Here is a 14124-nt window from a genome sequence, read left to right on the forward strand (position 1 = left end):
ATATTGCAATAGTTCGACCGGTATCCAAAATGGAACTGGATTGGAGGTGTAAATATGGCTTCAAAGCTTAGTGTGAGGCAGATTACAATTGCTGGTATGTTATCAGCCATATCTATCGTAATGGCTACAACCCCTTTAGGTTATATACCATTAGGCATTGCCAATGCCACAACGATGCACATACCAACTATAATAGGTTCTATATTAGAAGGGCCTTATGTAGGCACTTTTATAGGGCTTATCTTCGGCGTATCCAGTTTTATAAGGCAGAATACCCCGCTTTTTGCAGACCCTCTTGTGGCGATACTGCCGAGGCTGCTTATCGGAATTGTAACGTATTACACGTATAAGTTAACGAAAAGTTCCGGTATTGCAGCGGTTGCAGGAACTCTTACAAATACAGTTGGAGTGCTGGGATTAGCTGTTTTAAAGAAGTATTTGACAGTGCAAGTCGCACTTATGGTGGTGCTTAAAAATACAATATTTGAAGTTGTCATCGCAGTTATTCTAACAACAATCATTGTAAGATCTGTAAAAAGATATATTAAGCAATAAAGCAGGCTATATGCCTGCTTTATAATATAGCATGAAAGGAATGTATCTAAATGCTGTTGGTCTTTGATGTTGGAAACACAAACATCGTCTTAGGTGTATACGATGGGAAAAAGCTTTTGTATTCATTCAGAATCTCAACAGATAAGTCGAAGACGTCTGATGAATATGGAATATTGATAAAACAACTTATTGAGTACAGAAATATGCATTTAAGCGACATAAATGCTGTCATAATATCTTCTGTTGTGCCTCCTATAATGCACACGCTGGAAGCCATGACTATAAAATACTTCAATGTGTATCCATTGGTGGTAGGTCCAGGGATAAAGACAGGTATAAATATAAAATACGACAATCCAAAAGAAGTAGGTGCAGATAGAATCGTAAATGCTGTGGCAGCTTATGAACTGTACGGGGGACCTGTCATAATAATAGATTTTGGCACAGCCACTACTTTTTGCGCCGTTTCTAAAAACTGTGAGTATTTAGGCGGCGCTATAGCACCAGGACTTATCATATCGGCCGATGCTCTTTTTCAGAGGACTGCAAAGCTTCCTAAGATAGAGCTTGTAAAGCCTGAGAAGGTCATATGCAAAAATACCGTTGAAAGCATGCAGGCAGGATTGATTTATGGCCATGCAGGCATGGTGGATTACATCGTCGCTAAGATGAAAAAGGAATTTGCGGAAAACGCCTATGTGGTAGCGACAGGTGGTCTTGCAAAGCTGATTGCACAGGAATCAAAGGTTATAAATACGGTAAATGACATGTTGACTTTGGAAGGGCTTAGGATAATATACGAGCGGAACATAGAAAAATTGTGATTACTTTTTTTGCTGGACATTTGTTTTTTTGTCCAGCTTTCTTATTTTTGCAACAAAAAATATAAACAGAGGCAATATGACTTCAAAAATGACTGTTTCGTAGAAAAATTTGTCTTTCAAAAAATTGTACAATTCATCTACATTTGACGATACGAATACGGACATTGGGATCATTATGGCTGCAATTGGAAGCACAGCAAATCTGTAATCTTCGAAGTTTAACACATCTGAAAATCCCTTCACGATTATGTAAGTAAAAACCGTTATTTTCATGAAAATGCCTTCTACCCAGATAGCCATTATTATAGAGTCAAGCCTTGCGAAGTAGTTGCTAAGCCTTATGGTGCGGGTCATTTCCAGTGCAGTGAATTTAAAGTCTGCAGTGGTTTTAGAACCGAATATTCCTATTGCAAGTACACCCAGCATAAGCGCAAAAGAGATAAATAAAAGAGATATTACGCCGCTTTTTAAGACTTTTTTGCTGTCGGATATGTGTGGAAATATAGCTAATATTATTACGCTTTCCAGCATCCACGATATAAGTGGCAAAGCTCCTTTCATGGGTGGCAATAGTCCGTTTGCCAAGATGGGAAGAAAATTTTCAAGTTTCACATAAGGCATTGAGAAAAAAATGACGAATCCTAAAAGTCCCATCCCAAAAGGAAATACCACTTCATTCATTCTGGCAATTGCTACAAACCCTTTTGTGACAGCGTATGATGCCACAATCATCAATGCAAGTGAAAAGACTATCGGTGGTGTTTTAGGCATAAAAGCACCTCTCATGATTTCAAAAAGCTCTCTAAGCATTATTACAGCTAAGTGGATGAAAAATAAAAGGTAAAGAGAAGCGATTATTTTGCCTATGATTTTTCCAAAAATATCTTCCAAAAAAGAAAATAGGGTTTTGTCTTTAAATATGGTGGATATGCCGTAATATAAGCAGAATACAGGGATGCTGAATGTTGTCGCCATTATTACAGACATCCAAGAATCTTGTTCAGCTTTTGATGCAACAATAGATGGCAAAAATATCGTTGCTGTAGACAGTACAACTGATACTATCAAGTATATGAATTGCTTTGGCGAGATCTTTTTTTCTGTTGTTGCTTCATAACTCAATATATTCCTGAACATGTTCTTCTCCTTAAAATGTTTATACATGAAATATTATTTGATTTATGTGCCAATTATATTCTACATGTGTTTTTGGAATAATAAATTTGGAGATGGTTTTTATGGACAGAACTTATTTGGTGGAAAATTATAAAGAAATGGGGTTGTACGATGATATCGATAAAAATATAGATGTGCTAAAGACGCTATTGGACAAAAGTAGTGATGTGATTTTCAGAGAGTTCAGGATAGGAGAAAAAAAGGTAAAAGGCTTTTTGGTTTGTGTGGATGGACTTGTAGATAAGGCGCTTATAAACAACAATATAATGGAGCCTATCACACTGGAAAGCAGAAAGTTAGACAACAATTATTTAAGCAAAAAAAACGTCTACGAGTCCCTTTTAAATTACTTCATAACAACGGCAGACATAAAGGAAGTAGAAAAATTTGGTGATGTGGTGGAAAGCATTTTAAGCGGCGATACGCCTGTTTTTGTTGATGGCGTAGACAAATCCATTGTGATAAGTACGAGAGGTTGGGAGCAGAGAAGTGTAGCTGAGTCTACCACTGAAGCTGTCGTAAGAGGACCAAAAGAGGCTTTTGTGGAGACACTTAGGGTTAATACTTCTATGCTTAGAAGGAGAATAAAAAACCCTAATTTTGTCATAGAATCTTTAAAAATCGGCAAGTACACCAAGACAGATGTGGCGATAGCTTACATTAAAGATGTGGCGAAAGATGAAGTCGTTGAGGAAGTAAAAAAAAGGCTTAGCAAAATCGACATGGACGGAATCATTGACAGCGGATATCTGGAAGAAATGATAGAGGACAATCCGTTTTCACCATTTCCTCAGATTGAGCATTCAGAGCGGCCAGACAAGATTGCTGCAGAGCTTTTAGAAGGGAGAGTTGCTATCATTTCAGATGGTTCTCCAGAGGTGCTGGTGGTGCCGACGATTTTCGTCCAATTTTTCCAGTCAGCAGAGGACTATTACGAAAGGTACTATATATCGACTCTTTTTAGAGTGTTGAGGCTTGCGGCAATGCTTATGTCGCTTACATTGCCATCTATCTACGTGGCGGCTGTAACGTATCATCAGGAAATGATACCGTCACCTTTGGCTATATCTATCGCAGCCCAAAGAGAAGGAGTGCCATTTACGACTCTAATGGAGGCATTTTTGATGGAATTCTTCTTTGAGATATTGAGAGAGGCAGGAATAAGGCTTCCAATGCAGGTTGGCCAAGCTGTAAGCATCGTCGGCGCTTTGGTCATTGGTCAAGCGGCAGTGCAGGCAGGTCTTGTATCGGCTGCGACGGTAATCGTCGTTGCATTGACAGGAATAGCCTCATTTTCAATACCTGCATTTAATATAGCCATAACATTTAGGCTTTTAAGGTTTGCTATGCTTATTGTCGGAGGTACATTGGGATTTTTTGGCATAATAATGGCACTTATGATGATACTGGCGCATTTAGCATCGTTGGAATCATTCGGAGTTCCGTATTTGTCGCCAATTGCACCTTCCAACACCAGAGAATTAAATGACGTGTTTATAAGGATACCATGGTGGGCAAAGATATTCAGGCCACATAAGGTAGCGGGAAGAAATGTAAAGAGACAGAATTACACAAGAGGTTGAATTTTTCAACATCTGGGGAGGCATTGTTTATGAAAAGAGTTTTGATTTTGTTTGTCATACTATCATTGCTTCTTACAGGCTGCTGGGACAAAAGGGAGATAAATGAGCTGGCATTTGTGCAAGGCATAGGAATGGACATAGACAAAGACAAGATGTGCAATATCACTGTACAAGTTTTGAAGCCGGCAAATTTAGCTACAAGTTCTGGCGGCGGTGGAGGTGGTGCTGCGGCAGGAAAGCCGTATGAGGTGTACAGCTCAAGAGGTGTCGATTTTGCAAAGGCATTTTCGAATTTCAATACAGAACTTTCAAGGACGCTTTTTCTCCAGCACAATGAAATAATATTTATAGGTGAAAACTTGGCAAGATCGGGTATTTACAGCATGCTGGACTTTGTCACCAGGAATCCCGAGTTTAGAAGGACATCTTATCTGGTGGTGGTATCCGGAGGAACTCTCGATGACCTTATGAAATTGTCAAAGAATGTCGAAAAGTACCCGTATCGAGAAATTCTGGGCATGATTCAAAACCAAAAAAACACATCTTCAGCCTATGTATGCGATATAAACCACTTTGTAGAGACTTTAGAGACAGAAAAGGTACAGCCTATAGTAGGCAGATTAGAGATTGTAAAGAAGGATGGTGAGCCGCAGCACGCCAGGTTTGTAGGTGCTGCAGCATTTAAGTACGATAAGATGGTAGGGCTTTTGTCGGAACAAGAGACAAAAGGTATAATGTGGATGGACAACTTGATTAAAAATACATCCCTTGTTGTTGATAAAGGACCAAAGGGAGATAAGACTCACATTTCATTTACTATAATAAAAGCTAATTCTTCTATCACTCCAAAAGTAAATGGCGAAGATGTCTCATTTGATGTAAAGATCAATTTTGACTCAAACATGATAGAACAGAATTCAAGGTACAATCTTACAGACCTTAAGATGATAAAAGGCCTTGAAGATCTGCAGCAAGAGAAGGTAAAAGGCGAAGTCTTGGACGCTTTAAATGCAGTCCAGAAGAAGTACAAGGTTGACTCTGTAGGGTTCGGACAGAAGCTTCAAGAAAAATATCCTAAAGTGTGGGAAAAATTGAAGGGCAGATGGGATGAGATTTATCCAAACGTAAAAGTGAATGTAAGCGTGAAGGCCACACTAAAGAGGTCTGGACTTACTTCAAAGCCAATTGAACCAAGGTAAAAGAGGGTTATGTATGTTAAACGCATTGGGAATAACGTTAATATTTTTGATAGTAATATTTATGGAAGTGCCTGGGCTTATAAAGAAGAAAAAGACAAAAGAAGTGGTAGTGTTTTTTATACTTGTTGCAATAGGATATACTCTTAATTTGTTAGTTGCTTTCGATGTAAAAATTACCGCCACAAATAAGCTCATTGAGATGCTTATGAAGCCTATAGAAAAAATATGGGGCAAATGAAGTAATTTTTCATTTGCCTTAAAACCATCTTGAAATATATGCCAGGAAGTAGTAGAATTATAAATAGCATGAGCACAATTTGTGCACATAAAGGATGGTTAATATGGATTTTGTAAAAATAGGCGAGAAGATAATAAACACCAAAAAGCTTCACAACATCATAGACAAAATGATCGAAATGAGAGTTAATGGTTTTTCACAGCAAGAGACGGCGTCAAAGTTTAAAGTCGATAGAAGCTTTATATCAAGGTTGGAAAACATAGGCGAGGTGAGAAAAGGAGGAAACATTGCGGTAATAGGATTTCCAATTAAAAATAAAGAAGAAATTGAAAAATTATTGAAAGATTATGGCATTGATTTTATCTTGCTTTTGTCTGAAAAAGAGCGCCTTGGCATTGCAGATAATATGACGGGTGCAGAGCTTTTTAATATGGTTATGGACATAATCGCAAAGGTACAGTCTTACGACACGATTATATTTCTTGGCTCTGACAAAAGGACAAATTTGATGGAAGCCATATTTGACAAAGAAGTGATTTGCGTCAACATAGGGCATTCTCCAATAACAGAGGATGTCTTTGTAAAGCCTGAACTCATAATTGAGATTTTGGATACTTTAAGGAGATGATCTTGTGAAAAGAGTAGTGAGCGTAAGCATAGGCTCATCAACAAGGAATAACAGAGTAGAGACGGAGATATTAGGAGAAAAGTTTATAATCGAAAGAATCGGCACAGATGGCGATATGAAAAAAGCCATAGAGCTTATAAAAGAGCTTGACGGGAAAGTCGATGCATTTGGCATGGGCGGCATAGACTTGTACCTGTATGCCGGAGAGAGAAGGTATGTCATAAAAGATGCGGTTCCACTTAAAAATGCTGCTAAGATATCGCCAATCGTAGATGGTTCTGGCCTTAAGAATACGCTTGAAAGAAGGGTAATAAAATACATACATGACAACAACATAGTGGACATAAAAGGCAAGAAAGTTCTCATAGTGAGTGCGATGGATCGGTTCGGCATGACTCAGACATTTCATGAGTATGGGGCTGATTTGACGCTTGGCGATATGATATTTGCCTTAGGTGTGCCGATACCACTTCATTCACTTAAACTTCTTTACGGATTGGCAGCCATTATAGCCCCTATAATAGTGAAGATGCCATTTGAAATGTTGTACCCTACAGGAGATAAGCAGCTTTCAATAGACGGCAGAAAGTACGAAAAATTCTATAAAGAAGCTGACATAATAGCAGGCGATTATTTGTTTGTCAAAAAGTACATGCCTGACGATCTGAAAGACAAAATTATCGTGACAAATACTGTCACAAAAGATGATGTAAAGATGCTTAAAGATAGAGGTGTCAAGCTTCTTATCACAACGACACCAAATCTAAATGGAAGGTCGTTTGGCACCAATGTAATGGAAGCTGTGCTCGTATCGCTATCAGGCAAAAGTCCATCTGAGATGAAACCGGATGATTACAATATGCTTCTCGATAAGATTGGCTTTGAGCCGAGGGTAGAATATCTAAACGGTGAAAAAGCCTCAATAGAAAAGTAAATATTTTGTTGAAAGGATGATTTAACATGCACAAGTTCGCTTTTATCATACATCCAATTGAATACGAAGATGTCAGCAGAAAGTTTAAGATTATGAATAAATTGCCCCGCAGCGTTGTAGAGGGATTTACAAAAATGCTGCCGCCTCTTAAAGTATCGGAGATAACAGGTGTAAAAAGCAAGTATGCTGAAACGAAAGGCTATTTTGTAGCAGTGCCGCTTATCTCTAATCAGATGATGAGCCTTCCGGAAGATTACGTCATGAAAAAAATTATTAAAGCTGGCAAGATAGCAGAAAATTTGGGAGCTGAAATCGTAGGATTAGGTGCTTTGACGTCTGTAGTTGGAGATGCAGGGATTACAGTGGCAAAAAATCTCAATATTGCTGTAACTACAGGCAACAGCTATACAATCGCTACTGCCATAGAAGGCACAAAAAAAGCTGCTGAGCTTATGGGAAAGGATATAAGGGATTCAGAGGTTGTAGTAATAGGCGCTACAGGTTCCATAGGGAAAGTGTGCGCTGAGATACTTTCCAGAGAAGCCAAGTACATGACATTGGTGGCAAGAAACAAGCAAAAATTAGAGGACTTCAGCAAATACCTATTGGAGAAGACAGGCATGGCTGCAAGAGTCACATCTGACGTAAAAGACGCTTTGAAGACCGCAGACATAGTTGTGACAGTCACAAGTGCTGTAGATACCATTATAAAGCCTGAATACCTAAAACCCGGTGCTGTCGTCTGCGATGTGGCAAGGCCAAGAGATGTGTCTAAAGAAGTTGCTGATGCAAGAGACGATGTATTGGTTATAGAAGGTGGTGTCGTAGAAGTGCCAGGCGATGTGGATTTTCACTTCAATTTTGGTTTTCCGCCAAAGACAAGTTATGCGTGTATGGCAGAGACAATGATACTTGCAATGGAAGGCATGATAGAAAATTTCTCATTAGGTAGGGACTTAACGGTGGAGCAAGTTGATACGATAGCAAAGTTGGCAAAAAAACACGGCTTCAAACTTGGAGGATTCAGGAGCTTTGAAAGAGCTGTATCAGAGGAAACCATAGAAAACGTGAGAAAGAATGCGGCAAGGAGATTAAAAGAAAATAGATTTAGTGCTGTATAATACTTGACTTTATTTGTAAACTGTTTTATAATATTCCACATGAAAATATAGACACAAGCACTGCATAAAGCAGTGCTTGTGTATTAATATTATCATAATTGATTTGGCTTAAACATAGAATAAAATACAATATTGTTATAAAGGAGATTGGCAATATGGGTAAGCAAGTGATTTTAACTTATGATGGCTTAAAAAAATTAGAAGAGGAGTTAGACTATCTTAAGTCTGTAAAAAGGCCTGAAGTTGCTGAAAAAATCAAACAAGCTCGTGCATTTGGAGACTTAAGCGAAAACTCTGAATACGATGAGGCGAAAAACGAGCAGGCGTTTATTGAGGGAAGGATAGCTACAATAGAAGCCATGCTTAGAAACGCTCAAGTCATCGATGAAGAGGATATCGCCATTGACAAAGTAAGTGTAGGCTGCACTGTAAAAGTCTACGATGAGGATTTTAAAGAAGAAGCAGAGTACACGATAGTAGGATCGACTGAGGCAGATCCTATGAACAACAAAATATCTGATGAATCACCTATAGGTAAGGCACTTTTAGGCAAAAAAGTAGGTGATACGGTTAGCGTAGAAGTGCCAGCAGGAATAATAAAACTCAAAGTTTTAGAAATACACAAATAAATCTGGAGGAGTATTATGGCAAATACAAATGAAGTAAATAACAATGAAAACTTAAATGAGCTTTTAAAAATTAGAAGAAACAAGTTGGACGAGCTTAGAAGTTTAGGCATTGAACCTTATGGCATTGACAAGTTTGAAAGGACTAATATGACTTCTGACATCAAAAATGACTACGAAAAATTCGAAGGCAAGACAGTCACTATCGCCGGCCGCATAATGTCCAAAAGGGGCCATGGAAAGGCTTCATTTGCTGACATACAGGATAGAGATGGAAGAATACAGCTTTACTTTAAGATGGATGTTTTGGGCGAAAAAAATTACGAAATATTTAAGATACTTGATATCGGTGACATCATAGGTGTGACAGGTGAAGTGTTTAAGTCAAAGACTGGTGAAGTGACAATAAGGGTTCAGGATTTTAAGCTTCTTTCTAAGTCACTACAAATACTCCCGGATAAATGGCATGGGCTTAAAGATCCTGATTTAAGATACAGGCAAAGGTATGTGGATCTCATTATAAATCCAACTGTAAAGGAAACTTTTATCAAAAGGACTGCAATCATAAAAGCTATTAGAGAATTTTTAGATAGTAGAGGATTTATCGAAGTAGAAACACCAATACTTCATACAATAGCAGGCGGCGCGGCAGCAAGGCCGTTTATTACACACCACAATTCCCTTGACATCGATATGTACTTGAGGATCGCATTGGAACTTCACTTAAAGAGGCTTATCGTAGGCGGACTGGAAAAAGTGTACGAGATGGGCAGAGTGTTTAGAAATGAAGGCATGGACATAAGGCACAATCCAGAGTTTACACTTTTGGAATTGTATGAGGCATACACTGATTATCATGGTATGATGGACATAACTGAAAATCTATTTGCTTATGTAGCTGAAAAGGTAAATGGCAGCAAAAAGATAGTATACCAAGGTACTGAGATAGATCTGACGCCGCCGTGGAGAAGACTTACTATGATTGATGCCATAAAAGAATTTTTGGATATCGACTTTGACAAAGTATTGTCTGATGAAGAAGCGATAGAAATTGCAAAAAGGCATCATCTTGAAGTTAAAGAAGGTATGAAGAAGGGTGATGTGATAGCTCTCGTATTTGACGAGCTTTGCGAAAGCCATCTAATACAGCCTACATTTATAATTGATTACCCTGTTGAAATATCTCCATTGGCCAAGAGAAAACACGACAATCCAGCACTTACATCAAGGTTTGAGGCTTTTATATACGGCAGGGAAATCGCAAACGCATTTTCAGAATTAAACGACCCTATCGATCAGAAGGAGAGGTTTATAGAACAGCTTAAGCAGAGAGAAGCTGGGAATGATGAGGCACACATGATGGATGATGACTTCATAAATGCTTTGGAAGTTGGTATGCCTCCTACAGGTGGATTGGGCATTGGAATTGATAGGCTTATAATGTTTATGACGGATGCGTATTCCATAAGGGATGTCATATTATTCCCTACAATGAAGCCAAAGGCAGATCTAGATGAAACAAAAGACGAGAATGAATGAAAATATTCTTAAAGCGAAAAACGGTTCATGAGAGCCGTTTTTTATTTTTATGTCAAAATTGTCGCAATACTTGTACGAGAAGCTAAAAAATGTTATATTGATATAAAAATAAGTTCTTTTAAGGAGCATGGCGATGATAGATAAAGAGAAGATAAAAAAAGCAGTTTACGACATACTTGAGGCTATAGGTGAAGACCCTAAAAGAGAAGGGCTTTTAGAGACACCCGATAGGGTTGCCAGGATGTACGAAGAAATTTTTTCAGGTCTTCATGAAAATGTGATGGATGTCATAAAGACATTTAAAGAAGACGAGCATCAAGAAATAGTCATAGTAAAAGATATTCCAATGTACTCCATGTGTGAACATCATTTGCTGCCGTTTATGGGCGTTGCTCATGTGGCGTATCTTCCAAGAAAAGGCACAATTTTGGGACTTTCTAAGCTTGCCAGAATCGTCGATATTTTAGCCAAAAAGCCTCAACTGCAGGAGAGGCTTACCAGCGAGATCGCTGATACGATTGTAAAAGCCGCAAATCCTTTAGGAGTTGCGGTCGTCGTAGAGGCAGAACACCTTTGCATGACGATGCGTGGCATAAAAAAACCTGGAGCCAAGACTGTAACTTCTGCGCTTAGGGGACTTTTTAAGACAGATCAAAGGTCAAGAGAGGAAGTCATGCTTTTGATAAATGGAAAGCGATGATCACAGGGAAAGGGTGATGTTATGGCTTATATGTTGAAATTAAGGGATAAAGAGTTGGAAATCGGCAAGAGAACGTACATAATGGGCATATTGAATATGACGCCTGATTCTTTTTCTGACGGCGGGAAATACAATACATTGGAAAAAGGCATGGAGAGAGCCTTAAAGATGATGGAAGACGGTGCTGATATAATAGACGTAGGCGGAGAATCTTCAAGGCCTGGATACGAACCTGTGACTGCTGAAGAAGAACTTTCAAGGATAAATGATATAGTTGAGAAGTTGTGTGAAGTAGATACCATAATTTCAATTGATACGATGAAATCAAAAGTGGCTTACGAGTGCCTTAAAAATGGAGCACACATCATAAACGACATCTGGGGTTTGCAAAGAGATCCCGATATGGCAAAAGTCGTCGCCGATTTTGGCGCTGGCGTGGTGATAATGCACAATAAGGAAGTGGCAGAGTACCATGACCTTTTGCGGGAGGTCATAAACTTCTTTGAGAGAAGCATTGATATTGCTTTGAAAGCAGGCATAAAAAAGGAAAGCATAATGATCGATCCAGGAATAGGTTTTGGAAAGACTTTAGAGCATAATCTGACATTGATGAAAAGGCTTGATGAGCTTAAAATATTGGGATTTCCCATATTGCTTGGGACATCAAGAAAATCAATGATAGGGCGCGTCTTAAACCTTGACGTAAATGAAAGAATGGAGGGCACTGCTGCCACAGTTGCGGTTGGAATAGTGAAAGGTGCTGACATCGTCAGAGTGCACGACGTGAAAGAAATGTGGCGTGTAGCCAAGATGACGGATGCGATGGTAAGATGAAAGATGTCTTTTTATCCATTGGCTCTAACATGGGTGATAGGGAAGAATACTTGAGAAACGCTCTTATAAAGCTTTCGGAAAATTCTGTTATCGCAGAAAAGGTGTCGCCTATTTACGAGACAGAGCCTGTAGGTTATAAGGATCAAGGTAAATTTTTAAATGCCGTAGCAAAGGTAAAAACGGAATTTAAACCACATGATCTGTTAAAAGTTGTGAATGGTGTGGAAAAGGAGCTTAAAAGAGAGAGAACTGTAAGATGGGGTCCAAGGACCATTGACATAGACATCCTTCTGTACGGTGATTTGGTTGTAGATGATGACGATTTAAAAATACCTCATGAGCGCATGTGGGAAAGAGCTTTTGTGTTGATTCCACTTAATGATATTGCACCTGACATAACGAAAGATGGGGAGAAATTGTCCAGCATAATTGAAAGGCTGATAGACAAGAAAGGTGTGAAACTTTATAAAAGAGATTGGTACAAGGTGGTGGATGTATGAAAGTAACAAAAGTATTTACATTTGACAGTGCTCACAATTTGACCAATTACAATGGCAAGTGCGAAAATCTTCATGGGCATACGTACAAGCTGGAGATAACTGTAGAAGGCAGCATAGACGATGAAGGAATGGTCATAGATTTTGCTTATCTTAAAGCTATCGTTGATAGTGAAGTGGTAAAAAAATTGGATCATGCGTACTTAAATGAAGTCTTAGGCTTTAACACAACGTGTGAAAATATAGCAGTTTGGATGTGGAGAAAGTTAGATCCTCTTTTGAAAAATGAAAGATTTCATCTTTTCAGCATAAGGTTGTGGGAAACTCCTACGAGTTTTGCTGAAGTAACCATACAGGACTTTACAAAGTAACTGTGGAAGGTCGGCGTTAAATGTTTATAGAAAACCCTATTGTAAGAGGGAGATTTTTAGAGAGAATAAACAGATTTTTAGCTCGTGTAGAGATAGATGGTGAAATTACGACTGTTCATGTGCCTAATACAGGTAGGTGCAAGGAGCTTTTTGTGCCGGGTGCAACTGTTGTCCTTGAAAGGCGGGAAGGAATGGGGAGAAAAACTCCTTACGAATTGGAATTCGTCTATAAAGGGAAAAGGCTTATATCTATCGATTCCCAGATTCCCAACAAAGTAGTTATGGATAACATTTTAAAGGGCAAATTGGATAAGTTTACAGGTTATGATGTAATCGAAAAAGAAAAGACGTATAAAAACAGCAAATTTGATCTTAAGCTATCAAAAAAAGATGAAGTTTTTTTCGTAGAAGTTAAAGGTGTAACACTTGAGGAAAATGGCGTTGTAATGTTCCCTGATGCACCAACCGAAAGAGGAACAAAACACATGTTAGAGCTTAAAAGTGTTAAAGAAGAAGGCATGAGGGCTGCTGTCGTTTTTCTCGTGCAGATGGATGACGTGCTTTACTTTACGCCAAATGTAAAGACAGATGTTAAATTTGCATCTGCTTTGAAAGACGCCATTGAATCAGGTGTTGAAGCATACGCATATTGTTGCGACGTTAAAGAAAACTTTATTGACATTAAAGGTGAAATCGAAATTAAAATTTAACAATGTTTAGGGGGCGAGGTTACTCGTCTTTTGTTTTTTTGATAAAAGTCATATAATATAATTATTAATTAGTTATTGAGGTGAATATATGATTACAAAAGAGATGATAGACAGGATAAATTATCTGTACCGTAAATCAAAAAATGAAGGTTTAACAGATGAAGAGAAGATAGAGCAGTCAAAGTTAAGGATTGAGTACGTTAAGGAGATAAGAGAGAGGGTAAAAAAGCAGCTTGACAGCATAAAATTTGTAGATGAAGATGAGTGTCACGACGATTGCTGCCATCATCACCATCATCATTAAAAGAGGGAGAGACGTGTCTCCCTCATGTGACTTTGTCGTGCATAGGCCTTTTTACATCTTTGCTTATGCCATGGTTGTGGGCTCTGTACTGGACTTTTTGCGATTTTGCTTCTCGCTTAAAATGCCTTGTCTCCCACTTGTAGATGTCAGCAGCGAATTCCACTCGGTTTCCCTTGATGTTGGTCCAGTGGCTCTTTCTGATTGACATCAAAAACACCTCCAATGATTTTTGGTGTTTAATTATATTTTTCATTAATAAAACAAATTTATACTGTTGGTATCATT

At 38.5% G+C, this 14124-nt stretch carries 18 protein-coding genes; 16 read left to right on the forward strand and 2 right to left on the reverse strand.

Annotated features, from left to right (window positions below; all coding sequences use genetic code 11):
• The first annotated feature begins 54 nt into the window (after positions 1–54).
• Together JJQ93_RS11770 and JJQ93_RS11775 are read left to right on the forward strand one after the other, a co-directional pair.
• Positions 55–555: an ECF transporter S component gene (locus JJQ93_RS11770; protein WP_274893905.1), complete on the forward strand. Its 501-nt coding sequence runs from the start codon at positions 55–57 to the stop codon at positions 553–555.
• Positions 556–605: 50 nt separating this feature from the next.
• Positions 606–1379: a type III pantothenate kinase gene (locus tag JJQ93_RS11775; RefSeq protein WP_085112755.1), complete on the forward strand. Its 774-nt coding sequence runs from the start codon at positions 606–608 to the stop codon at positions 1377–1379.
• On the opposite strand, the gene JJQ93_RS11780 is transcribed toward JJQ93_RS11775, so the two are convergent.
• A complete protein-coding gene (locus JJQ93_RS11780) occupies positions 1380–2516 on the reverse strand; it encodes a GerAB/ArcD/ProY family transporter (protein ID WP_274893906.1) in 1137 nt (378 codons plus the stop codon). It abuts the gene before it with no gap.
• 101 nt (positions 2517–2617) lie between these two features.
• Between JJQ93_RS11780 and JJQ93_RS11785 the strand changes: the two genes are divergently transcribed.
• The 14 genes from JJQ93_RS11785 (at position 2618) to JJQ93_RS11850 (ending at position 13839) form a co-directional block, all read left to right on the forward strand.
• Complete coding sequence (locus tag JJQ93_RS11785) at positions 2618–4138, forward strand: spore germination protein (RefSeq protein WP_274893907.1); 1521 nt, start codon at positions 2618–2620, stop codon at positions 4136–4138.
• A gap of 29 nt (positions 4139–4167) precedes the next feature.
• On the forward strand, positions 4168–5337 hold the full coding sequence (locus tag JJQ93_RS11790; RefSeq protein ID WP_274893908.1) for a Ger(x)C family spore germination protein: 1170 nt from the start codon (positions 4168–4170) through the stop codon (positions 5335–5337).
• Positions 5338–5350: 13 nt separating this feature from the next.
• Positions 5351–5575, forward strand: coding sequence for a hypothetical protein (locus JJQ93_RS11795; RefSeq protein WP_085112751.1), 225 nt, complete (start codon positions 5351–5353; stop codon positions 5573–5575).
• Positions 5576–5678: 103 nt separating this feature from the next.
• Positions 5679–6203 carry a hypothetical protein gene (locus JJQ93_RS11800; RefSeq protein WP_013787090.1) on the forward strand — a complete coding sequence of 175 codons (525 nt, stop codon included), beginning with the start codon at positions 5679–5681 and terminating at the stop codon, positions 6201–6203.
• 4 nt (positions 6204–6207) lie between these two features.
• Positions 6208–7137 (forward strand): DUF8754 domain-containing protein, encoded by a 930-nt coding sequence (locus JJQ93_RS11805; protein ID WP_085112750.1) that lies wholly within the window; start codon positions 6208–6210, stop codon positions 7135–7137.
• 26 nt (positions 7138–7163) lie between these two features.
• Entirely contained in the window at positions 7164–8258 is a 1095-nt protein-coding gene (locus JJQ93_RS11810) for an NAD(P)H-binding protein (protein ID WP_085112749.1), read from the forward strand.
• 155 nt (positions 8259–8413) lie between these two features.
• The gene (gene greA, locus JJQ93_RS11815; RefSeq protein WP_085112748.1) at positions 8414–8887 is read left to right on the forward strand and encodes a transcription elongation factor GreA; all 474 of its coding nucleotides are present in this window, start codon (positions 8414–8416) and stop codon (positions 8885–8887) included.
• Positions 8888–8902: 15 nt separating this feature from the next.
• On the forward strand, positions 8903–10423 hold the full coding sequence (lysS, locus tag JJQ93_RS11820) for a lysine--tRNA ligase (protein ID WP_274893909.1): 1521 nt from the start codon (positions 8903–8905) through the stop codon (positions 10421–10423).
• A gap of 133 nt (positions 10424–10556) precedes the next feature.
• On the forward strand, positions 10557–11123 hold the full coding sequence (folE, locus tag JJQ93_RS11825; protein ID WP_085112746.1) for a GTP cyclohydrolase I FolE: 567 nt from the start codon (positions 10557–10559) through the stop codon (positions 11121–11123).
• A gap of 21 nt (positions 11124–11144) precedes the next feature.
• Positions 11145–11957: a dihydropteroate synthase gene (gene folP, locus JJQ93_RS11830; protein WP_274893910.1), complete on the forward strand. Its 813-nt coding sequence runs from the start codon at positions 11145–11147 to the stop codon at positions 11955–11957.
• A complete protein-coding gene (gene folK, locus JJQ93_RS11835) occupies positions 11954–12457 on the forward strand; it encodes a 2-amino-4-hydroxy-6-hydroxymethyldihydropteridine diphosphokinase (protein WP_274893911.1) in 504 nt (167 codons plus the stop codon). The genes folP and folK overlap by 4 nt, the downstream gene beginning before the upstream one ends.
• On the forward strand, positions 12454–12825 hold the full coding sequence (gene queD / locus JJQ93_RS11840) for a 6-carboxytetrahydropterin synthase QueD (protein ID WP_274893912.1): 372 nt from the start codon (positions 12454–12456) through the stop codon (positions 12823–12825). The genes folK and queD overlap by 4 nt, the downstream gene beginning before the upstream one ends.
• A gap of 20 nt (positions 12826–12845) precedes the next feature.
• A complete protein-coding gene (gene sfsA / locus JJQ93_RS11845) occupies positions 12846–13535 on the forward strand; it encodes a DNA/RNA nuclease SfsA (RefSeq protein WP_274893913.1) in 690 nt (229 codons plus the stop codon).
• An 88-nt stretch (positions 13536–13623) separates the two neighbouring features.
• Positions 13624–13839, forward strand: a complete 216-nt coding sequence (locus JJQ93_RS11850) for a DUF896 domain-containing protein (protein ID WP_274893914.1) — start codon at positions 13624–13626, stop codon at positions 13837–13839.
• Positions 13840–13861: 22 nt separating this feature from the next.
• Here JJQ93_RS11850 and JJQ93_RS11855 read toward each other — a convergent pair whose 3' ends face one another.
• Positions 13862–14047, reverse strand: a complete 186-nt coding sequence (locus tag JJQ93_RS11855; protein WP_013787101.1) for a hypothetical protein — start codon at positions 14045–14047, stop codon at positions 13862–13864.
• Between the last annotated feature and the right edge of the window lie 77 nt (positions 14048–14124).

Origin of the sequence: Thermoanaerobacterium sp. R66 (genome assembly GCF_028895185.1) — a bacterium.
Lineage (GTDB): Bacteria > Bacillota > Thermoanaerobacteria > Thermoanaerobacterales > Thermoanaerobacteraceae > Thermoanaerobacterium.